The sequence below is a fragment of the Janthinobacterium sp. TB1-E2 genome (assembly GCF_036885605.1).
Taxonomy (GTDB): domain Bacteria; phylum Pseudomonadota; class Gammaproteobacteria; order Burkholderiales; family Burkholderiaceae_D; genus Janthinobacterium; species Janthinobacterium aestuarii.
The window spans coordinates 1825793-1848566 of the sequence record NZ_CP142523.1 but is presented as its reverse complement, the minus strand read 5'-3'; the positions used below and the strand labels follow the sequence as shown (position 1 = coordinate 1848566).

Sequence of the window (22774 nt, the reverse complement as noted above, 5' to 3'; positions counted from 1 at the left end):
ATGCCTCCTGCCTTCTGCTGCCTGAAGTGACTCCCTCATTATTGGCAGACGGCCGGCGCAGGCAAGGCGCTGTAACATTTGCTCACTTTTGATACGCGCAAGATATGGAAATCAGGAAATTTTGACATGCCCGACGTAAAAACAGCCCCTGGGAACGGGGCTGTTTGACGTGGGATTTATTGCGCCGGCAAGCTTTGCACGGGTGTGGCCGGCGCCAGGATGGGCGGCACGGGCGCGTGTATCGGTGCCGGCGCCTTGACCGCCAGCCAGCCCGTGGCCGGCAGCAGCGGCACCAGCAGCAGGGCCACGATATTGATGATCTTGATCAGGGGGTTTACCGCCGGACCGGCCGTGTCCTTGTACGGGTCGCCCACCGTGTCGCCCGTGACGGCCGCCTTGTGCGCATCGGAACCCTTGCCGCCGAAATGGCCATCCTCGATGTATTTCTTCGCATTGTCCCAAGCGCCGCCGCCCGTGGTCATGGAAATGGCCACGAACAGGCCCGTGACGATGGTCCCCATCAAGAGGCCGCCCAGCGCCGCTGGCCCCAGCAGCATGCCCACGACGATGGGCACCACCACGGGCAGCAAGGAGGGCACGATCATTTCGCGGATGGCCGACGCCGTCAGCATGTCGACGGCCTTGTCGTATTCGGGCCGCGCCGTGCCTTCCATGATGCCCTTGATGTCGCGGAACTGCCGGCGCACCTCGACCACCACGGCGCCGGCCGCACGGCCCACGGCTTCCATCGCCATGGCGCCGAACAAATACGGTATCAGCCCGCCGATGAACAGGCCGACGATGACCATGGGGTTCGACAGATCAAACGTGATGTGCTGGCCCACGGATTCGAGCGCATGCGTGTAGTCGGCGAACAGCACCAGCGCGGCCAGGCCGGCCGAGCCGATGGCATAGCCCTTGGTGACGGCCTTGGTCGTGTTGCCGACGGCGTCCAGGGGGTCGGTAATGGCGCGCACGGAGTCGGGCAGGCCCGACATTTCCGCGATGCCGCCCGCGTTGTCCGTGATGGGACCATACGCGTCGAGCGCGACGATGATGCCGGCCATCGACAGCATCGACGTGGCGGCAATGGCGATGCCGTACAGGCCCGCCAGTTGATACGAGACGAGGATGGCGACGCAGACGGCCAGCACCGGATACGCGGTGGACTTCATCGACACGCCCAGGCCGGCGATGATGTTGGTGCCGTGGCCCGTCGTCGACGCTTCGGCGATGTGGCGCACGGGCTTGAAATCCGTGCCCGTGTAGTATTCGGTGATGTACACCATCAGGCCCGTGAGGACGATGCCGACGACGGTGGCGCCCAGCATCTTGTAGCGCATGGCGTCGTCGGGCCACAGCAGCCACGTCACCACGGCGAAGCCGGCCAGGGACAGGCCGGCCGCCCACCACAAGCCCGTGTACAGGGCCGACATGATCTTCGCACCCGGCTTGGTCTTGACCATCGAGCAGCCGACGATGGAAGCGAGGATGGACACGGCACCCAGCAGCAGCGGGTAGATGATGGCCGTGCCGCTCGCTTCTGCCATCAGCAGTGCGCCCAGCAGCATGGTGGCGATCAGGGTCACGACATAGGTTTCGAACAGGTCGGCCGCCATGCCGGCGCAGTCGCCCACGTTGTCGCCCACGTTGTCGGCGATGACGGCCGGGTTGCGCGGATCGTCTTCGGGTATGCCCGCCTCCACCTTGCCCACCAGGTCCGCACCCACGTCGGCGCCCTTGGTGAAGATGCCGCCGCCCAGCCGCGCGAAGATGGAAATGAGCGAAGCGCCGAAGGCCAGGCCGATCAGCGGCTTGATCAAATCATGCTGGGTCAGGCCCGGCGCGCCCGTCGTCACCAGCAGCCAGTAGAACAGGGTCACGCCCAGCAGGCCCAGTCCGACGACCAGCATGCCCGTGATCGCCCCGCCCTTGAAAGCCACGTTCAGCGCCTGGTTGATGCCCAGGGTGGCCGCCTGCGCCGTGCGCACATTGGCCCGCACGGAGACATTCATGCCGATGAAGCCGCAGGCGCCTGACAGCACGGCGCCGATCAGGAAGCCCAGCGCCGTGTGCAGGCCAAGCAGCAGATAGATGGCGATCAGGAGCACCACGCCGACGATGGCGATGGTGCGGTACTGGCGCGCCAGGTAGGCGGCCGCGCCCTGCTGGATGGCCAGCGCGATTTCCTGCATGCGCGCGTTGCCGGGATCCTGCCTCAGGATCCAGCTGCGCGACACCAAACCATAAATGACTGCGACCACGCCGCAGGCTACCGCAAACCACAAACTGGCTGCCATATCGTCCCCTTCTGTTTTTATCCGACGTCATTGCCAACAGCTGCAGACCGCACCGGGTAGGCACGCGCAGCCAGGAAAACACGACCTGCAAAAAAACTGAACCACGAAAACGATACGGCGCCCGCCTGAAGCGCGGGCACAAAAAAAGCGGACACTCAGGTCCGCTTTTCAAACACTGCTTATTCCGCCAGGGCGGCAAATGCGCTGTCGCGGATTTGCTCGACCGGACCGACGCCGGCGATGCGGCGGTATTTCGGCGCGCCTGGCAGGCCGGACTTGGCCCAGTCATTGTAGTAGTTGAGCAAAACCTTGGTCTGGTTGTGGTACACGTCCAGGCGCTTCTTGACGGTTTCCGCCTTGTCGTCGTCGCGCTGGATCAGCGGCTCGCCCGTGATGTCGTCGACGCCGTCGACTTTTGGCGGATTGAATTTGACGTGGTACACGCGGCCCGAACCCGGGTGGCTGCGGCGGCCGTCCATGCGCTCGATGATCGAAGCGTCAGGCACGTCGATTTCCAGCACATAGTCCACATTGATGCCGGCATCTTTCATGGCGTCCGCTTGCGCGATGGTGCGCGGGAAGCCGTCGAACAGATAGCCATTGGCGCAATCGGCTTCCTGCAGGCGGTTCTTAACCAGGCCGATCATGATGTCGTCCGACACGAGGCCGCCCGCATCCATGACTTTTTTCGCTGCCAGGCCCAGTTCCGTGCCTTCCTTGATCGCCGCGCGCAGCATGTCGCCCGTGGAGATTTGTGGAATATTGTATTTTTCTTTGATGAAGTTAGCTTGGGTGCCCTTGCCGGCACCGGGTGCTCCTAAAAGTATCAGACGCATTGAAAAGTTCCTAAAAAACAGATTTTGGATGGTGGTATGTGTAATTATTTTTAGATGATGTTGCTATGGCTATCTTTCCCTACGAAACTTACCACAAAAAATCCCCGGAACGCCAGTTTGCTGTCGAATTGCTATGCCCTGATTGATCAAAGCCAGCAATTAGCGAAGCAGACGTTTCAAAATGTGGTTTTTGCTGCAGGCGCACAAAATTATATTTGCACGCCTGCCGTTTTGCGGGTAACGCGCTTACTGGGCGCGATAGTGGGCTTGCACCCTGGCAAGATCTTCCGGTGTGTCGACACCGGCGGCCGGGGCCGAGTCCGTGACATGCACGGCGATGGCAACACCGTGCCACAGCACGCGCAACTGCTCGAGCGCCTCGATCGCTTCCAGCGGCGACGCGGACAATTGCGGATACTCTTGCAGGAATGCATTGCTGTAGGCATACAGGCCGATATGGCGCAGCGGCACATAGCCGGTCGGCAGGCTGTCTTTCGACTGCGCGAAGCCGTCGCGGTGCCACGGAATCGTCGAGCGCGAGAAATACAAGGCGCGGCCATTCTTGTCCAGCACGACCTTGACCACGTTCGGGTTGAACGCATCGGCCACATCGTGCAGCGGATGGGCGCACGTGGCCATGGGGACGGCGGCGCTGATCTGCGCCGCGCAGGCGGCCAGCAAGGCCGGATCGATCAACGGTTCGTCGCCCTGCAGGTTGACGACGACGGCATCGAGCGGCAGCTCGAGCGTGCGCGCCACTTCGGCGATGCGGTCCGTGCCCGACGGATGGTCGCTGCGCGTCATGCACACTTCCACGCCATGCGCGGCGCAGGCGGCGCGGATGGATTCGTGGTCGGTGGCGACGATGACGCGCGCGGCGCCCGACAGGGCTGCCTGCTCGGCCACGCGCACCACCATGGGTTTGCCGCCCAGGTCAGCCAGCGGCTTGCCCGGCAGGCGCGTCGAGGCCAGGCGGGCCGGGATGATGACGATGAACGCCATCGTTATTCCACTGCGTCTTGCAGGGTGCGCGCTTCGTCCGCCCACATGATGGGAATGCCATCGCGGATCGGATAGGCGAGGCGGTCGGCGCGGCAAATCAGTTCCTGCGCCTTCTTATCGTGTTCAAGCGGACCCTTGCAAACAGGGCAGACCAGGATATCAAGCAGTCGAGCGTCCACGACATTTCTCCACAATTTGTTGGGCCAGCGCGCTATCGATGCGCGCACTGACGGGGACGACCCACAGTCTCGGGTCATCTTTGAGATATTCAATTTGCGCACATTTTACTGCATCCTTCTCGGTGATCAAGATCACATCCGTGTCGAGTGTCGCAAATGGCTGGTCGAGGAAGTCGTGATGGTCGGGCAAGGGCAGTTCCGTGAAATCCAATCCGGCGCCGCGCAGCATGGCAAAGAAGCGCTGCGGGTTGCCGATGCCGGCCGCCGCCACGATGCGCTGGCCGCTGGCCGCCAGGGTTGCAAGCGCCACGCTTTCACTGCGGTTCACCATGCGTTCGGCCACGCCGCCGGCCAGCAGCATCTGCACCACCAGCCCGCCCTGCGGCGCGACCTTGTCCACCAGTGCCGGCGCCAGCTCGGGCGCATTGATCACCGTCACGTCGCGCCGGCGGCGCGGCGATTCACGCAAAGGCCCCGCCGGCAGCAGCCAGCCATTGCCCGCGCCGCGGCCGTCGAACAGCACGATTTCCACGTCACGCCGCAAGGCGTAATGCTGCAAGCCGTCGTCCGTCACCAGCACGTCGACGTCCGGGTGCGCGGCCAGCAGCGCCCTGCCCGCTTGCGCGCGGTCGCGTCCCACCATCACGGGGCAGCCACCGCGCTGGAAGATCAGCAGCGGCTCGTCGCCCACCTGCTGCGGCGTGGAAGCAGCGGTGACGGCGCGCGGCGAACGGTCGGCGCTGCCATGACCACGCGAAATGACGCCAGGGCGCATGCCCGCGTCGCGCAAGGCTTGCACCAGCCAGATCGTCAGCGGCGTCTTGCCCGTGCCACCGATAAAAATGTTGCCGACGACGACGACGGGCACGGGCAGTCGCGCGGATGTCAGGATATTTGCCCGGTACAGGCCTCGCCGCACGGCGCTCAGGGCGCCGAACAGCAGGGAGACGGGCCACAGCGCGCACGCCAGCGGGCCGCGCGTCAGCCAGGCGCGGGTCAGTGTGGTTTCAAGCTTGGCGGGGGAGGATGTGGGCATGGGGGGAGGAGTAAAGGGCTGGGGTCTGACCCGGCGGGTCAGACCCCAATTTTGTTGCCGGTAACGGTCAAAGCTTACTTGCCCCCAGCTTGCGCCGCGAACGTCAGCTTTTCATAGCCGGCCAGGCGGGCCGCTTCCATGACGTGGATGACCATCTGGTGCATGGCGAACTGGTCGGCGTTGACCACGACCACGGGCGTCTGCGCCGGGACCTTGCCGCCATTGGCTGCCTTTGCCGCGTTCTGCAGGGCGTCGGCCAGGCCGGCCACGTCGCGGAACGAGACGGGCTCGCGGTTGACCGTGTAGTTGCCCTTGGCGTCGATGGTGACGTCGATCTGCTGCGGCTTCTCTTTCGCCTGCTCGGCGTCGGCCGTCGGCAAGGTGATCTGCAGCTCCGTAAACTTGCTGTAGGTGGTGCTGACCATGAGGAAGATCAGGATCACCAGCAGCACGTCAATGAACGGGATCAGGTTGATTTCGGGGTCTTCACGCCCCTTGCCTTTGCGGAAATTCATTTGCGGCCACTGTGGACGATGTCGACGAACTTGACGGCTTGCTGCTCCATGTCAATGACGAAGCTGTCGACGAGGGCGCGGAAGTGGCGGTAGAAGACGAGGGTCGGCATGGCGATGGCCAGGCCGAAACCCGTGTTATACAGGGCCACCGAGATACCGTGCGCCAATTGTGCGGGATTCGAGCCGCTGGCGTTTTGCGAACCGAAGATTTCAATCATGCCCACCACCGTGCCGAACAGGCCCATCAGCGGCGCCAGGGTGGCGATCGTGCCCAGAGTCGTCAGGAAACGTTCCAGCGTGTGGGCCACGCCGCTGCCCGCCTCTTCGATCGATTCCTTCATCACCTCGCGCGGCGCGTCGACATTGCGCAAGGCGGCGGCCAGCACCACGCCCAGCGGCGAATTGCTTTCCAGCTTGGCCACCGTGTCCGGCGTGATTTTGCCGCTGCGATACACCTGCACCACTTCATCGAACAGCTTGCGAGGCAGTATCTTGGCGCGGCGCAAATACAGCAGGCGCTCGATGATCAGGGCCAGGGCAACGATGGAAGCGATCAACAACAGCCAGATGGGCCAGCCAGCGGCTTGAAATATAGCGAGCAAAAGAAACTCCTGGTAAAGGGAAGGCGATGAATCGCCCGAACAGCCTGTATTGTACCGAGCGCCGAAGACCGATTGTACGTGCGCGCAGGAATGGCGCAATGTAGCGCGTTGCCGCGCCGGCGGCAAGTGGCGCCTGCATGGTACCTGTCCCCAGCGCGCTGGCGGGAGCCCAGTTTTGCACACTTTGTGTGGATAAGATTGTGAGCAAGCATGAAGTACAGCATGCAAGTCATTGATTTACATGGGAATTATCGTGCTGCGCAAAATACAGGCATAGCAGCTTATCGACAGTAGTCAATGTCAATAAGTTAATGTTTAAAGAGTTCTGCACATTTACTGTGGACAAGATTGTGCGCAAAGCCGAGGAATTTAATCAAGTCATTGATTTTAAAGGAAATTAAATCAATGCGTAAAAAAGTGGCAGCAAGCGCGCAATCGGCGCCAGACAGGCCCTCAAAGTTCTGCACACAATCTGTGGACAAGATTGTGCGCAAGCGTACGGATACGCGCCAAGTACATTGATTTATATCGTTTTTATTGCCATGCATAAAAATGTGGCATTGGCTGAAAAGCGTGTTTTTCACGGCCCGATTCCACTTCAAAACAGCAGTTTTCCACCGCCAGCGCAGTTCCACACATAAAGTGTGGATAAGATTGTGAGCAAGCCGATTGACTCCATGCAAGAGCATTGATTTTAAAGGGATTTTTTTCTCTGCTGAAAAATAAGGCAGCAATTCAACATGCTCACACGGTGGAAAACCCGGATAAACCACGAAACGGTTTATGCAGTTTTGCACACATTCTGTGGATAAGATTGTGAGCAAGGCGTACGGTGCGATGCTACACCCTTGATTTATATGGCTATTTTTATGCTGCGCAAAATTAAGGCAAGCCATGCCATAGGCCTTCCCGTGGATAAATCCGGTGCCGCGCCAGAGTTCTGCACATTTTTTGTGGATAAGATTGTGCGCAAGGCCATGCATGGCATACTAAGCGCTTGATTCATAGGCACTTTATTTCCGTGCGCAAAAATGTAGCAAGGCACTTTTATCGCTCGGACAAGGCCAGCCCAGCCATGTTTGTCCAAGGCAAAAAGTTCCGCACACTTTCTGTGGATAACTTTGTGCGTAAGTGGCAGGGGCTACACTGATGTGCTTGATATTAAAGGATTTTTTCCCTGTGCACGCAAATCAGGCATACGGGAATTCGTCATGAAATCAATTACTTAGAAATAGAACTTGTTGTTTTGCGCGATATATGACATAAGCATGACCTCGCCGATAATATGTGGACAGTTCCCTTCCCGCTCCCAGCTTTATGATGACCGACAACCCGACTGACAGCGGTTTTGCCGCCCCGCCCGTGCTGACCGTCAGCGCCCTGAACCAGGCCGTCGCGCGCCTGCTCGAGCGCTCGTTCCCCCTGACCTGGATCGCCGGCGAGATTTCCAACTTCACGCGCGCCGCTTCCGGCCACTGGTACTTCACCTTGAAGGACGATGGCGCCCAGGTCCGTGCCGTGATGTTCCGCGGCCGCGCCCAGTACGCGGGCTTCACGCCGCGCGAAGGCGACAAGGTCGAAGTGCGCGCCCTCGTCACCCTGTATGGCGCGCGCGGCGATTACCAGATCAATGTGGAAGCCATCCGCCGCGCCGGCGTGGGCGCCCTGTACGAAGCGTTCCAGCGCCTGAAGGAAAAGCTGGCAGCGCAAGGCCTGTTCGACCAGGAACGCAAGCGCGCCATCCCCATGTTCGCGCGCAGCATCGGCATCGTCACCAGCCCGCAGGCGGCCGCCCTGCGCGACGTGCTGATCGCGCTCAAGCGCCGCGCGCCGCACGTCAACATCATTCTGTACCCGACGCCCGTGCAGGGACAGCAGGCGCCGGAAAAGATCGCGCACGCCATCCGCACGGCATCGACAAGGGCCGAGTGCGACGTGCTGCTCGTGTGCCGTGGCGGCGGCAGCATCGAGGATTTATGGTCGTTCAACGATGAAGCCGTGGCCCATGCGATTGCCGATTGCTCCATGCCCGTGATCAGCGGCGTGGGACACGAGACGGATTTCACCATCGCCGACTTCGCGGCCGACCTGCGCGCGGCCACGCCGACGGCGGCGGCCGAACTGGCGGCCACGCCGCGCGCCGACTGGATGGCATCCCTGCGCGCCGACGCGACGGACCTGCGCCGCGCCATGCGCCGCAGCCTCGATGACGCGGCGCAAACCTTGGACCGCCACAGCCGCCGCCTGCTCAACCCGAAGGCGCAGCTGCAGCAGCAGCGATTGCAGCTGCTGGCCCTGTCGACGGCCATGACGCATGCGGCGCGCGCGCCCGTGAACCAGTCGCGGTACGCGCTCGAACGCCTGCGCTCGCGCTGGGCCAACCTGCGGCCCGACGTCACGGCATCGCGCACGCGGCTGGTGGAAGCCCAGCGGCGCAGCGGCGCGGCCATGGCGCAGCAGCTGGGCCAGCGGCGCCACCGCCTCGACGGCCTGGCGGCGCAGCTGGAACTGCTCAATCCCCAGCGCACCCTGGAGCGCGGCTACGCGATACTGCGCGATGAAAAAGGGAATATCGTGCGCTCGCCGGCGCAGCTGCAGGCGCGCCAGAACGTCAACGTGCGCCTGGCCGAAGGCAGCGCGCAGGTCGGCATCGCCAGCGTGCAAGCCAGCCTGGAATAAGCGTTGGAATAAAAAAGGCCGGGGAAGAACCCCGGCCCAACACCTTCCCTACTGAGTGGACTGCTACCGCAACTGCTCTTTCACACTACCTGACTTAGAACTTCATCGACACGCGCGCGCCAAACGTGCGCGGCGCGTTGTAGAAGGCGCCGTAGATCTGCTGCGTCGGCTGGCATGGCATGCCCACGTCCGTGCAGATTTCATTGACGTCCAGCTTGACCGCCTTGTCCGTGGCGTTCTGCACGAACGCTTCCACCGTGTAGGCCTTGTTGGCCGGCTGGAAGCGCAGGCTCAGGTCCAGGGTCGTGTAGGCTTCCTGGCGCTTGACGCCGGCATGGCCCGGCACGTCGCCGTTGAACGCCCCCGCCCCCACGTACGACATGGTTTCATAGTGCACCGAAGCGCGCGGCGTGATCTGGCCGCCGGCGACATTGAAATCATGCTCGTACTGGACGGTCGTGGAAAACTTCGGCGCATGCTTCATGGTGCTGCCGCCCACGTTCACCAGTGGCGCCGTCGAACCGCAGGACTGGCCATTCGCGCGCGCCGCATCGACGTCGCAGGACATGAAGTCGTCATACACGGCTTTGAGCCAGGTGGCGTTGCCCGTCAGGCGGTCGACCTTCGTTGGCCGCCACACCCACTCCGCTTCCAGGCCCTTGACGGTGGCGCCGGCCGCGTTGAAGTTGGCCAGCACGCTGTTGACCACCTGCGACTCGAGCTTGTCCTTGTACTTCATCAGGAAGGCGTCGAGGTTCAGGGTCAGTTCGCGGTTCAGCAAGTCCGACTTGAAGCCGATTTCATAGCTGGTCAGCTTTTCCGGCTTGGTGGTGGCGCCGCCGTCGCCGATGGCCGGCGAATGGAAGCCCGTCGTCACGGAACCGAACAGCAGAATGTCCGGGCGCAGCTTGTACTCGATGCGGCCCAGCCAGGTGGCCTGGCCGTATTTCAGGTCGGCCGTATTGTCGCCTGGCGTATTGCCGCAGGTGGCGGCCGTGATGGCGCCGCCCGGGCCGATATTGTGCGTGTTGGCCAGGCCCGTGCCCGGCGTGACGAGTTGGCGCAGCTGGTCGGCAGTGAGGACCGTGGTGCCCAGCGGGGTATTGGCCGGCCAGTTCGGGCATGCCCAGTTCTTGCCGCCGATGTCGAATTTATGGTCTTTCGTGTAGCGCGCGCCGGCCGTCAGCTTGATCTGGTCCGTCACTTGCTGGCTGACCTGGCCGAACACGGCTTTCGATTTGAGCTGGCGGTCGCCCTGGATGAAGGACATCGACGAGGCGTACTGGCCCACGGTCGGCTGCACGAAGATCACGGCGCCATTGGCGATATCCTGCTGCACGGCAGCCTGCGAAATCTGGCTGCGGTCGATATCGAAGCGCACCTTGTTCTTTTCATTGAACAGGAACAGGCCGGCCACCCACTGGAACGGCGCGTCGTCGTCCGAGCGCGCCTGCAGCTCGTGCGAATAGCTGTCGAACTGCGCCCAGTCCGTGCGGTTTTCCGACTTGAAGCCGGGGAACAGGCCCGCATCGGAGTCGTTGCTGTTCTGGCGCTTGTAGCGGCTCCAGCTGCCCAGGTACGTGAAGTCCAGCGCGTCCGTCGGCTTGTAATTGAGCTTGCCCTTGTAGGTCAGAATCGACTGGTCCAGGGTGCCCGGCGTGTCGATCAGGGCCGAACGCAGCTTCTCGCCCCGTTTCGGTTCAGCCGCCAGGTAGACGTTGCCGGCGCCCTGGTCGAGGAAGTAGTCGGCGATGAAGGTACCGCGCAGCTGCGGCGTGAACTTCCACAGCAGCGAGGCGCGCACGCCCATCTGGTCGCCGGCGCCATACTTGGCCGTGCCCGGCATGACGTTCGAGCCGCGGCGGAAGTCCACCGTGCCGTCGTGGCTATCCTTGATGGCGGCGATGCGCAGCGCCACGTCGTCGGAAAACGGGATATTGATCATGCCCTGCGTCTGCAGATGGCGCTTGTCGCCCACCGTGATGCCGGCCGAACCCATGAACTTGGCCGTGCTAGGCGCGGCCGACACGAGGTTGACGGCGCCGGCCGTGGAATTGCGGCCGTTCAGCGTGCCCTGCGGTCCGCGCGCCACCTCGACGTGCGACAGGTCGTACATCAGCGCCGTGGCGCCCTGGGGACGCGGCGAATACACGCCATCGACATAAAAGGCGACGGCCGGGTCACCCAGCTCCGTGTGGTTGGCCGAACCGACGCCGCGCATGTAGACGTGCACGCCGCCCGAGTCGCCATGCTGCTCGACGACGAGGCTCGGCACCATGGTGGCCAGCGAGGCCAGATCCTTGACCTGGTTGTTTTGCAGGGTGTCCTGGTTGAAGGCGGTGACGGCCAGCGGCGTCTCCTGCACGAAGGTATTGCGGCGCGTGGCCGTGACGACGATGCGGTCCATCTGTTCGGCTGCCGGCTTTGCCGCGTCGGTGGCTGCAGCCTCCTGGGCCATGGCGGCGCCGCTGCCCAGCAAGATGAACTGGGCGAAGGTCGCATGCGCCAGGCTGAGGGCGATGGTATTGCGTTTGAGCTGTTGCATTGTTGTTGTCTCCTGTACCGCTGGTTGATTGATGATCACATAGCTCTTTGGCTATTGCTGCACATTTTTTGGGTGTCAATCTGAAGTCATGTCGCCTCCGTGCGGGGTCAATGGGTAGCCACGGCGCGCCCGGCCGTGTCGAATAGAAAGGCATGGCCCTCTTCCGGCGCAAAGCCGATGGCGCTGCCCTGCGCCAGACTGTGGCGCGCCTCGCCATGCAGCTTGATGGCCACCGCGTGCGAACTGCCGTCGAGCGTCGCGTGGATGATCTGCGCATCGCCCAGCTGCTCGATCAGGGTCACCGTGGCGCCGTAGCCTTCGTGGCGCGGCACCAGGCGCAGGTGTTCGGGGCGTATGCCAACCAGCATGCCCGCCTCGCAGCCAAGCTGGCTGGCCAGCGCGGGGACGGCGGCGCACGGCAAGAAATTCATGCGCAGCGCGCCGATGAAGCCGGCCACGAACTGGCTGGCCGGCTGGCGGTACAGGTCCAGCGGCGCACCCACCTGCTCCAGGTGGCCGCCGTGGAAGACGGCGACCCGGTCACCGAGAGTCATGGCTTCGACCTGGTCGTGCGTCACGTAGATCATGGTGGTACCCAGTTCCTGGTGCAGCTTGGCCAGTTCGATGCGCGTCTGCACGCGCAAGGACGCGTCGAGGTTGGACAGCGGCTCGTCAAACAAGAACACCTTGGGCTGGCGCACGATGGAGCGGCCGATGGCCACGCGCTGGCGCTCACCGCCCGACAAGGCCTTGGGCTTGCGGTCGAGCAGGTGCGTGATCTGCAAGATCTCGGCCACCTTGCCGACGGCCGCGCGCACTTCCGCTTCCGGCTTGCCCGCCAGTTTCAAGGCAAAGCCCATGTTGTCGCGCGCCGTCATGTGCGGGTACAGCGCATAGCTCTGAAAGACCATGGCGATGCCCCGCTCGGCCGGCGCCACGTCGTTGGCCAGCAGGTCGCCGATGCGCAGCTGGCCCGCGCTGATGTCTTCCAGTCCCGCGATCATGCGCAGCAGGGTCGACTTGCCGCAGCCGGATGGCCCGACAAAGACCATGAATTCGCCGTCGTGGATATCGAGGTCCAGGCCCTTGACGATTTCCGGGCCGTCGCCATAGGTCTTGCGGATGCCGCGCAGGGAAATGGCGGCCATGTCAGTGCTCCTCGGCCAGCACGGCGGCGTGGGACGCGCGCTGCGCGGCGATGAAATCGCGGTACCACAGGGCGCTGTCCTTGAAGCTGCGCTGCTGCGTGGCGTAATCGACGTAGACCATGCCGAAGCGCTTGGCGTAACCCGAGTTCCACTCGAAGTTGTCCATCAGGCTCCAGTAGAAATAGCCGCGCACGTCGATGCCCTGCGCGATCACGGCGCGCAAGGCGTCCAGGTGCAGCTGCACGTACTCGATGCGCGGCGCGTCGTGGATCTTGCCGTCGACGGGCTTGTCGGCCACGGCCATGCCGTTTTCCGTGATGTAGACGGGCGGCAGCCGGTATTCGCGGTGCAGGCCGACGAGCAGTTCCGTCAAGCCCTGCGGATAGGTTTCCCAGCCCATGTCGTTGACACCGAGCTTGCATTCGGGCTTGCGCGGCGGCGTCTCGGCGCTCATGAAAGCGCGCGTGTAATAGTTCACGCCAAGGAAATCGATGGGTTGCTTGATATCTATGAAATCGTTTTCAAAGATGGATAAAGCAGAAGCGTCGATGTGTTTCAGGGCCAGCGCCGGGTAACGGCCCTTGAAGATGGCGTCCATATACCACTGCACCGAGCGCGCATATTCGAGTTCGGCCAGCTCGCGGTCCTGGGCGCTGTCGGTGGCCGGCGTGGCCGTCCATTGATTGAGCACGATGCCCAGTTTCGCGGGCGGATTGACGGCGCGCATCGCCTGCATGGCCAGGCCGTGCGACAGCAGCAGATGGTGCGACACTTGCACGGCGGCGGCCGGGTCGGCCATGCCGGGGGCGAACTGGCCCGTGCCGTGGCCCAGCACGGCCGTGCACCACGGTTCGTTATGGGTGGCGATGCTGGCGACCTTGTGGCCGAAGCGGCGCGCCACTTCGGCCGCATAGGCGGCAAAGTGGTAGCAGGTGGCGCGATTGAGCCAGCCGCCCTCGTCCTGCAAGGCTTGCGGCAAGTCCCAGTGGTACAGGGTCAGGTGCGCGTCAAGCCCCTTGGCGGCCAGGGCGTCGAGCAGGCGCCCATAGAAATCGAAGCCGGCCTCGTTCCAGGCGCCGGAACCCGTGGGCTGCACGCGCGACCAGGACATGGAAAAGCGGTAGGCGTTCACGCCCAGGCTGGCGATCAGCTCCACGTCCTCCGCGTAGCGGTGATAGTGGTCGCAGGCCACGTCGCCATTGCTGCCGTCGATGATCTTGCCATCCGTGTGGCTGAAGGTATCCCAGATGGATGGGCCGCGGCCGTCGATGGCGGCGGCGCCCTCGATCTGGTAGGCGCTGGTGGCCACGCCCCAGGTGAAGGTGGCGGGAAAGTTGGTGTCAATATCGTCGTTATGCATGGTGGTCATGTCAGTGTGAGTGGATGAAAAAAAGTGCTAGCCTTTGACGGCGCCCTGGGTCAGTCCTTCAATTAAACGCTTCGAGGCGACAAAAAACATCAGCAGCAGCGGCAGCACGGCGATGGCGGCGCCCGTCATCAGCGCGCCCCACTCCGTGTTGTTCGGCGCCTGCATGCTGCGCAGGGCCAGCGGGATCGTGTAGTTCTCGACCGAGCGCATGACGACCAGCGGCGTGATGAAGTTGTTCCACGAGTTGATGAAGGTGATCAGGCCCAGGGTGCCCATGGCGGGACCGATCAGCGGCAGCACGACTCTCCAGTAGATGGCGAATTCGCCGCAGCCGTCGATGCGCGCCGCCTCGATCAGATCCTTCGGAATCGCCGTGCCGATGTACTGGCGCATGAGGAAAATCCCCAATGCGCCGGCCGCGCCAGGCACGTACAGGGCGCGCGGCTGGTCCAGCCATCCGAGGAAATCCATCAGCATGAACGTGGGAATCATGTTCATGAACGAGGGGATGATCATCGACGCCATCACCAGGGTGAACAGGGGCCGCTTGAAGCGGAACTCGTACATGGCGAACGCATAGCCGCCCAGCGAGCAAAAGAACAAGGTCAGCGCCGTCGTCATCAGGGCCACGTACAGGCTGATGCCGATATTGCGCCAGAACGGCAGGCGCTCCTGCAGCAATTCCAGGTTGTTGAGCAGGGCCGTGCCGAACCAGCGCGGCGGCGGCAGGCTGTAAATCTCGGCGCTCGTGTGCGTGGCGAAGACGAACATGAAGTAGAACGGCGCGACCATGATCAGGGCGCCGATGGCCACCATGGCGTAGGCCGTCCAGCGGGTGGTTTTCATCGGACCTCCTTGCGCTCATTGCGCTCATTGCGTTCGTTGCGGCTGAAAATGCGGTTGTTGACCCAGGTGGTGCTGGCGATGATCAGGAACAGCAGCCAGGAAATGGCCGACGCCGTGCCGAAGTCGCCCGAGGAAAACGCCGTCTTGTAGACGAAGATGGCCGTCGTCATCACGGACTGGCTTACGCCGCTCGATTCGGCCACCAGCACGAACGGTTCCTCGAACAGCTGCAGGTTGCCCATGATGGTGAGTGTGACGGCCAGGTAGATCATGGGGCGCAGCTGCGGCAAGGTGATGTACCAGAATTGCTGGCGTTTCGACGCGCCGTCGATGGTGGCCGCTTCATACAAATCCTTGGGGATCACCTGCAGCGCGGACAGATACAGCACCAGGTTCCAGCCCAGGTAGCGCCAGAAAATCACGAAGGCGACGGCCGGCTTGATGAACAGCGAGCTGCCCAGCCAGTCGATCGATTCCGCCGGAAACAGGCCGCCGACGAGCGGCAGGCTGGCGCACCATTGGATCAGCACATTGATCTGGCCATAGTCGCGCGAGAACAGGGTATTGAAGACCATGGCGATGGCCACGCTGGACGTGATGAACGGTAAAAAGTAAATGCCGATCACCAGGTTGCGCGAGCGCTTGAAGCTGTTGTGGATGAACGCTGCCAGTGGAATGGCGACCAGGTGCTGCGGCACGCCCGAGGCCAGCGCCAGCCAGACGGTATTGCCCAGCGAGCGCAGAAACCACGGGTCGCTCAAGGCATACTTGTAGTTGTCCAGGCCCACCCACTGCATGGCTTCCACGCCGCTGGCCGCTTCCCACTGGTTGAACGACAGATAGATGGAAAACAGCAGCGGGAACAGGCTGAAGACGGCGAACAGGATGAAGAAGGGACTGATGAAAATATATGGCGCCCACTTCTTCATGTTGAAGCGTTTCCTGGCGGGCCGCGCTGCAGCTGCAGCGGGCGCGCCATCGGTACAAGGCATGGAAGTAGTCATGCTGCTCCTAGCGCCGCGCGCGGTGGGTGATCAGGGCCTTGGCGTCGGCCAGGGCCGTCTTGATATCCTTGTTTTGCGCCAGCACGCTTTCCAGTTCCATGTTGACGATGTCGCGCGCCACGGCGTCGAATTTGTCGACGCGGATGACGGGGATTTTCGCCGCCGTGTCGCGCGCCAGCAGGCGCGTCTTCTGGCCGCCGAAATACGGCTGCGGCTCGTCCATCATCGGGTCCGCATACGCGGCCTTGAGGGCCGGGAAGGCGCCGATCTCTTTGAGCGAGTGCAGCTGGATATCCTTGTTGACGGTCATGAACTTGATGAATTCCCAGGCCTGGGTTTTATTCGCCGCCTTTTTCGGAATGCCATAGAACGAGCCGCCGTACGACGCCAGCGCGCCGGCCGGCAGGTTCGCCGCGCGCCACTGGCCCTTGGAATCGGGCGCCAGCCACTTGGCCAGGTGGCCGCTCAACCACGAACCCATCATCTGGCTGGCCACCTTGTCGCGCTTGAAGCCTTCGGCCCACTCGCCCGTCCAGGCCACGGTGCGCGCATCGATGCCGGCGACCCGCGCCGCCTTGGCCAGTTCGAACGCCTTGACGAAGCGGGGCGAGTCGACCAGCACCTGGCCCTTGTCGCCAAAATAGATGCCTTCGCCATCTTTCAAATTGGCGCGGATATAGATATCGGCCAGGTCGCTGGCGCCGGCCAGCAGATAGGTGCCGGTGGCGGCCTTGAGCTTCTTGCCGGCGGCGATATATGACTCCCACGATTGCGTCAGATCGGTTTCCTTGATGCCCGCCTTGTCCATCAAGTCCTTGCGGTAGAACAGCGTGCCCGGTCCCAGGTCGGCCGGCATGGCGCCCAGGGTGCCGCGCGAACTGGTTGCCTGCACGAACGTGAACGGCACGAACTGGGCGCGGTACTGCCCTGCCCCGTATGGCGGCTGCAGCAAATCTTCCATGCCCTTCGATTCGGCGAAGCTGCCGACGTAGCGGAAGTCGATGGCCATCACGTCAGGCAGGCGCGCGCCGGCCGCCAGCGCCGTCGTCATCGAGTTATGGTGGTCGTCGATCTGCAGGCTGACCAGCTTGACCTTCACTTGCGGATACAGCTTTTCCCACAGGGGCAAGGCCGTTTTCACGGCGCGGTCCAGGTCGGGGAACGAGGCGACGGTAATCGTGGCCGGGGCCAGCGCCGGCAGGGCGACGGCCGGCGGAACGGCTGCGGGCGCGGCGGCCACACCGGCGGCCAGAGTCAGCGCCGCCAGAGGGGCGGCGCCAAGGATGCTTGACTTCATTATTTCATCTCCGTTTATTGAGCGTCTTCTATCTTGAAAACGTTTTCACAACATGTGTCCATTTAACACCGCAAAGAAAATCAAGTCAATCGAAAAAGTTGTCATTTTTATTGAGGGCAGCGTGGCGAGATGCATGCCATGACGCGTGTTCTCCTATGAAAAGACACAAAAATCCGCCATTTTGAGATGCTGTTGTTTTTCGTGAAAACGTTTTCAAGGGTAGGTCGGGTTAGCGCGCAAGCGCGTAACCCGACAACACCGTTGGCGGCAAAGGCATGGTTCCTGCGCATTGTTGGCTACGCTGTGTCGGCTTACGCCCTGCGGGCTAACCCGACCTACCCCGAGCGACGGTCCCCTGTGGGCATTTATGGTAATCTTTCGATGAAAAGGTTTTCAGAGCACTGAGAACCAGCCATCTTGATATCCAGGAATCACCTTGAACGATAGCGCCCACGCTGCTCCCCCTTCCACCCTGCTCGACGTGGCCCGCCAGGCCGGCGTGTCGCCCAGCACCGTTTCGCGCATCCTCAATGGCACGGCCAGGGTCTCCGACGACAAGCGCGACGCCGTGCTGGCGGCCATTGCGCACATGAAATTCGCGCCGAACCAGATGGCGCAAGGTCTGAAGAAGGGCCGCTCGATGACCATCGGCATCGTGGTGCAAGATATTTCCAGCCCCTTCTTCGACGAAAGCCTGCGCGGCGTGGACGACGGCTTGAAGGACACGGGCTACGCGTCCGTCATCGTCAGCGGGCACTGGAATGCGCAGGAAGAGGCGGACCGCATCCGCTTGCTGCTGGCGCGGAAGGTCGACGGGATCATCCTGCTGTCGGGGCGCATCTCGGACGAGAGCGTGCTCGATTTCTCGCAGCAGCGGCCCATCGTCTCGACGGGCCGCCTGCTGGCCACGAAAAGCGCCATCGGCTTCAAGCTCGACAACGAATACGGCGCCTACCTGGCCGTGCGCCACCTGGTGGAACTGGGCCACCGCCGCATCGCCTTCGTGGCCGGCCCCGCCAACAACACGGATGCGGCCGAGCGCCTGACGGGCTACCAGCGCGCGCTGCGCGAAGCGGACATCGCCATCGACCCGAAGCTGATGGTGGAAGGCGATTTCCACGAGGCAAGCGGGATGCTGGCCATGAACCATTTGTTCGATACGCAGCAGCAATTCAGCGCCGTCTTCGCCGCCAACGACCTGTCCGCCTACGGCGTGCGCCTGTGCCTGTACCGCAAGGGCATCCGCGTGCCCGACGATATCTCGCTCGTCGGTTTCGATGACTTGCCCGGCTCGTCCTACACGACACCGCCGCTGACGACCATCCACCAGCCCCTGTACGACATCGGCCGCATCGCCACGGAAGCGCTGCTGGGACTGATCAATGGCGAGGCCGTGCAGGCGGCCATTCCACCGTTGGAACTGATCGTTCGCGAGACCACCCGGCGCATCCGTTGAGGCTTGCGGCTGGGAACTTTTCCGCCCGATTCAGGCTGAACGAGAATCACTACGCGACCGGCACCAGCAACGCGTGCCGGAATCTGCAGCAATGGCGCATCCGCTTTACAATAGTGGCTCGTTCAGCAAGAATGCCTGCTTCAAGCAAGCTTGGCTCAACCCTCCGGCCACAGGCTGGAAGACTCCGAACACTCACCATAAAGGGACATCACATGGAACATACTCTGCCACCACTGCCATATGAAATGGACGCTCTGGCGCCGCATATTTCGAAAGAAACCCTGGAATACCACTATGCCAAGCATCACCAGGCGTATGTCACCAACTTGAACAACCTGATCAAGGGTACCGAGTTCGAGAACATGTCGCTGGAAGAAATCATCAAGAAATCGTCGGGCGGCATCTTCAACAATGCAGCCCAGGTATGGAACCACACCTTCTACTGGAACGGCATGAAGCCGGCCGGCGGCGGCGCGCCTGCGGGTGCCGTAGCTGACGCGATCAACGCCAAATGGTCGTCGTTCGACAAGTTCAAGGAAGAATTCACCAAGTCGTGCGTGGGCAACTTCGGTTCGGGCTGGACCTGGCTGGTGCAAAAAGCCGACGGTTCCGTCGACATCGTCAATACGTCGAACGCCGGCTGCCCGCTGACCACCGGCGACAAGCCGCTGCTGACCTGCGACGTCTGGGAACATGCCTACTACATCGACTACCGCAACCTGCGCGCCAAGTACGTGGAAACGTTCTGGGGCCTGGTCAACTGGGACTTCGTTGCCAAGAACTTCGCGTAAGCGCGGAACCTTGTCAACGTAGGGCGAAAAGAAGCCTGCGCCATCCCGCGCAGGCTTTTTTTTGCCTGCTGAAAGGCACGGCGCTGCGCTACAATCACTGCCCCGCCACCGCTATCTCCCTCTGCCACGATGTCCGCTCGCCTGCTGCGCCGCCTGTTGATCCTGCCCCTGCTGGCGTGCCACCTGCACGCGTGCGCGGCCGCCCCATCGCCCCTGCTGTCCGACTACACGCACAATGCCTGGGGCGCCCTGCAAGGCGCGCCCGTCGATGTGCTGAAATTCGCCCAGGGCAAGGATGGCTGGCTGTGGATCGCCACGGCCACCGGCTTGTACCGCTACGACGGCGTGCGCTTCGACAGGGTCGACAGCGTGTACGGCCACCGCCTGCCGTCGAGCAATGTGCTGGGCCTGGCCACGCCGGCAGACGGCGCCGTGTGGGTCGGCTACCGCCTCGGCGGCGTCAGCGTCTTTCGCAAGGATGGCACACGCACCTACCGCGAGGCGGACGGCTTGCCGCCGGGTGCCGTGTTCCATATCGAGGTAGCGCCCGACGGCGCCATCTGGGTCGGCACGCGCGATGGCGCGGCGCGCCTGGCGCCGGGCGCCGACCGTTTCGTTGCGCAGGCAGCCAACGTGGGCCTGCCCGACAAGCGCGTCTACCAGATCCTGTTCGCCCGCGACGGCACGCAGTGGATGGGCACCATGCATGGCGCCTATTTCCGCAGGCCGGGCGAGACGCGCTTTTCCCATGCCTGGCCGCGCACCATCCTCACCGGCATGGATGAAGCGCCAGATGGCGCCATCTGGGCCGTCGATGCGCAAAGCAATTACTACCGCGTGCGCACCAGCGCGCCGCGCGGCGGTGCGCCCATCCGGCCCGACGCCAGCGGCAACAGCATCCGCTTCGACAGCGCCGGCACCATGTGGCTGATGCAGCCCGATGGCATCGAACGCAAGTTCGACCCTTCCGGCCCCAGCCTGCCGGCCCAGCGCCTGACGCGCCAGAACGGCATCAGCGGCCCGCTGCCGCAGACCTCGTTCCAGGACCGCGAAGGCAATCTGTGGTTCGGCACCTCGACGGGCCTGGACCGGCTGCGGCCGAACCGCCTGAAGACCTTGGCCGTGGCCGTGCCCTTCGACCATCCCGGCATGCTGCCGGGGCCCGACGGCGATGTGTGGATCGGCGACTACGTCAGCGACGTGCGCAGCTTTACGGCCGACGGCATGAAAAAAGTGATCCTGAAAGGGGCGCTGGCGGCCAGCCACTGGGCGCCCGACGGCACGCTGTGGCTGGGCAACGAGCAGGAACTCCACCATCGCGCGCGCAACGGCGCCATGACGCGCGTGGCGACGCCCGTGCAGGGACTCGATCCGCAAGCGCTGCAGCAAGACCGCTCGGGCGCCCTGTGGGCCTCGTTTTCCGGCGGCGGCCTGTTTCGCCGGAGCGAAGGAAAATGGATCGCCAACGGCGGCCTCTCGGGCTTGCCGACGGTGCTGACGACGGCCATGGCGATGGATGGCGCCGGCACCGTCTGGCTGGGCCATGCCGACAATACCATCAGCCTGGTGGCCGACGGCCAGCGCGCGGGCGCCGTCAAACGGCTCGGCGCGCCCGAGGGCCTGCAAATGGGCACCGTGCTGCAGCTGTACCGCGATGGCGACGCGATGTGGGCCGGCGGCGAAAACGGCGTGGCCCTGTACCGCGCCGGCCGCTTCCACACCTTGCGCGGCGCGCGCGGCACGGTGTTTCGCGGCGTGTCGGGCATCGTGCGCCTGCCGGACGGCGACCTGTGGCTGCATGGCGCGGACGGCATAGCCCATATCGGCGCCGCCAGCCTGGCCGCGTGGATGCGCGACGGCAGCGCCGTCGCCTCCGAACGCTTCGACGCGCTCGACGGCTTGCAGGGCCATGCCTCGCAGCTGCGCCCCGTGCCGTCGCTGATCCATGCGCCCGATGGCAAGCTGTGGTTTTCCACCTCGGCCACCATCGGCATGCTCGACCCGCTGCATATCCGCCGCAACGCCCTGGCGCCGCCCGTGCAGATCCACAGCCTGCTGGCCAATGGCGTGCGTTACACGCTGGACGATGGCAAGCCGCAGCACCTGCCGCAAGGCAGCAAGACCCTGCAGATCGGCTTCACGGCCCTGAGCCTGTCGATGCCGGAACGCGTGCGCCTGCGCTACAAACTGACGGGCGTGGACGCCGGCTGGCAAGAAGCGGTCGGACGCCGCGAAGCCTACTATACCAACCTCGCGCCCGGCAGCTACCGCTTCGAGGTCACGGCCGCCAACGAAGACGGCGTGTGGAACACGCAAGGGACAGGGCTAGCCATCGTCATCGCGCCCGCCTTCGTGCAAACGCCGTGGTTCATCGTGCTGCTGGCGCTGGGCGCCGCGCTGCTGCTGTATGGCGGCTACGTGCTGCGCATCCGCCACCTGACGCGCGACATGCAGGAGCGGCTGCAGGAACGCTTGCAGGAACGCCTGGCCGAACGTTCGCGCATCGCCCGTTCGCTGCACGACACCCTGCTGCAAAGCGTGCAGGGCCTGATCCTGTCATTCCACGCGCATGCGGACATGCTGCCCAAGGGCACGCGCGAACGGGCGCGCCTCGACGGCACCCTCAACCTGGCCGACCAGCTGCTGATCGAAGGCCGCGACCAGATCATGGACTTGCGCGCCTCGGCCGAACCGGACGAACTGCGCCTGGCGCTGCAGCAATTCGGCAAGGGCCTGGCCGAGCACCGCGCGCACGCGTTCACCGTGCATGTGAGCGGCACCTGCCGGCGCCTGCAGCCGCGCGTGCATGACGAGATCTATGCGATCGCGCGCGAAGCGCTGTTCAACGCCTCACGCTATGCCGAAGCGGCCAACATCGTGCTGGAACTCGACTATGCGGAGCAGGCATTCACCCTGCGCGTGCGCGACGACGGCTGCGGCCTCGATGACGCCGTGGCGCAAACGGGCCAGCGGCCCGGCCACTGGGGCCTGGTCGGCATGCGCGAGCGCGCCGCCGGCATCGCGGCCAGCCTGCGCATCGACAGCCGGCCAGGCGCCGGCACGCAGATCGAAGTAAGCGTGCCGGGCCGCCTCGCTTACTGAGGGCGCGCTGGCCGCCGGGCTTGTTCTATGTGAACCGCGATCGCGCCACACCGTGAACTGCATCTGC

Annotated in this window: 18 protein-coding genes; 4 read left to right on the top strand and 14 right to left on the bottom strand. The window is 63.5% G+C overall.

Going from position 1 to position 22774, the window contains the following annotated elements; all coding sequences use genetic code 11:
* Positions 1–176: 176 nt before the first annotated feature.
* The 8 genes from OPV09_RS08325 to OPV09_RS08290 form a co-directional block, all read right to left on the bottom strand.
* A complete protein-coding gene (locus OPV09_RS08325; RefSeq protein WP_338681192.1) occupies positions 177–2300 on the bottom strand; it encodes a sodium-translocating pyrophosphatase in 2124 nt (707 codons plus the stop codon).
* Between the two features lie 179 nt (positions 2301–2479).
* Positions 2480–3136 (bottom strand): adenylate kinase, encoded by a 657-nt coding sequence (gene adk / locus OPV09_RS08320; RefSeq protein ID WP_034751729.1) that lies wholly within the window; start codon positions 3134–3136, stop codon positions 2480–2482.
* A gap of 246 nt (positions 3137–3382) precedes the next feature.
* On the bottom strand, positions 3383–4138 hold the full coding sequence (gene kdsB / locus OPV09_RS08315; RefSeq protein WP_338681190.1) for a 3-deoxy-manno-octulosonate cytidylyltransferase: 756 nt from the start codon (positions 4136–4138) through the stop codon (positions 3383–3385).
* A 2-nt stretch (positions 4139–4140) separates the two neighbouring features.
* On the bottom strand, positions 4141–4317 hold the full coding sequence (locus OPV09_RS08310) for a Trm112 family protein (protein ID WP_010395789.1): 177 nt from the start codon (positions 4315–4317) through the stop codon (positions 4141–4143).
* A complete protein-coding gene (gene lpxK, locus OPV09_RS08305; protein WP_338681188.1) occupies positions 4298–5353 on the bottom strand; it encodes a tetraacyldisaccharide 4'-kinase in 1056 nt (351 codons plus the stop codon). The genes OPV09_RS08310 and lpxK overlap by 20 nt, the downstream gene beginning before the upstream one ends.
* Positions 5354–5427: 74 nt before the next feature.
* Positions 5428–5868, bottom strand: a complete 441-nt coding sequence (locus OPV09_RS08300) for an ExbD/TolR family protein (RefSeq protein WP_046682637.1) — start codon at positions 5866–5868, stop codon at positions 5428–5430.
* Positions 5865–6470: a MotA/TolQ/ExbB proton channel family protein gene (locus tag OPV09_RS08295; RefSeq protein WP_034751738.1), complete on the bottom strand. Its 606-nt coding sequence runs from the start codon at positions 6468–6470 to the stop codon at positions 5865–5867. Before OPV09_RS08295 ends, OPV09_RS08300 begins: the two co-directional genes overlap by 4 nt.
* Positions 6471–6778: 308 nt before the next feature.
* A complete protein-coding gene (locus OPV09_RS08290) occupies positions 6779–7453 on the bottom strand; it encodes a hypothetical protein (protein WP_338681185.1) in 675 nt (224 codons plus the stop codon).
* Between the two features lie 334 nt (positions 7454–7787).
* On the opposite strand from OPV09_RS08290, the gene xseA reads away from it, so the two are divergent.
* Positions 7788–9149: an exodeoxyribonuclease VII large subunit gene (gene xseA, locus OPV09_RS08285; RefSeq protein ID WP_338681184.1), complete on the top strand. Its 1362-nt coding sequence runs from the start codon at positions 7788–7790 to the stop codon at positions 9147–9149.
* A gap of 94 nt (positions 9150–9243) precedes the next feature.
* Here the strand turns inward: xseA and OPV09_RS08280 are convergent, their stop codons facing one another.
* From OPV09_RS08280 to OPV09_RS08255, 6 genes are all read right to left on the bottom strand, one after another.
* Positions 9244–11694, bottom strand: a complete 2451-nt coding sequence (locus OPV09_RS08280; protein ID WP_319992511.1) for a TonB-dependent receptor — start codon at positions 11692–11694, stop codon at positions 9244–9246.
* 107 nt (positions 11695–11801) lie between these two features.
* Entirely contained in the window at positions 11802–12842 is a 1041-nt protein-coding gene (locus tag OPV09_RS08275) for a sn-glycerol-3-phosphate ABC transporter ATP-binding protein UgpC (protein WP_338681182.1), read from the bottom strand.
* Position 12843: 1 nt separating this feature from the next.
* The gene (locus OPV09_RS08270; protein ID WP_338681181.1) at positions 12844–14211 is read right to left on the bottom strand and encodes a GH1 family beta-glucosidase; all 1368 of its coding nucleotides are present in this window, start codon (positions 14209–14211) and stop codon (positions 12844–12846) included.
* Between the two features lie 27 nt (positions 14212–14238).
* On the bottom strand, positions 14239–15057 hold the full coding sequence (locus OPV09_RS08265; RefSeq protein WP_034751746.1) for a carbohydrate ABC transporter permease: 819 nt from the start codon (positions 15055–15057) through the stop codon (positions 14239–14241).
* Positions 15054–16061: a sugar ABC transporter permease gene (locus tag OPV09_RS08260; RefSeq protein WP_338681180.1), complete on the bottom strand. Its 1008-nt coding sequence runs from the start codon at positions 16059–16061 to the stop codon at positions 15054–15056. Before OPV09_RS08260 ends, OPV09_RS08265 begins: the two co-directional genes overlap by 4 nt.
* Positions 16062–16068: 7 nt before the next feature.
* On the bottom strand, positions 16069–17358 hold the full coding sequence (locus OPV09_RS08255) for an extracellular solute-binding protein (RefSeq protein WP_331777412.1): 1290 nt from the start codon (positions 17356–17358) through the stop codon (positions 16069–16071).
* A gap of 436 nt (positions 17359–17794) precedes the next feature.
* Here OPV09_RS08255 and OPV09_RS08250 point away from each other — a divergent pair, with 436 nt between their 5' ends.
* The 3 genes from OPV09_RS08250 (at position 17795) to OPV09_RS08240 (ending at position 22707) form a co-directional block, all read left to right on the top strand.
* Positions 17795–18814: a LacI family DNA-binding transcriptional regulator gene (locus OPV09_RS08250; protein WP_034751748.1), complete on the top strand. Its 1020-nt coding sequence runs from the start codon at positions 17795–17797 to the stop codon at positions 18812–18814.
* Positions 18815–19026: 212 nt separating this feature from the next.
* Complete coding sequence (locus OPV09_RS08245; protein ID WP_338681179.1) at positions 19027–19605, top strand: superoxide dismutase; 579 nt, start codon at positions 19027–19029, stop codon at positions 19603–19605.
* Positions 19606–19734: 129 nt separating this feature from the next.
* Entirely contained in the window at positions 19735–22707 is a 2973-nt protein-coding gene (locus tag OPV09_RS08240; RefSeq protein WP_338681178.1) for a sensor histidine kinase, read from the top strand.
* Positions 22708–22774 lie beyond the last annotated feature (67 nt).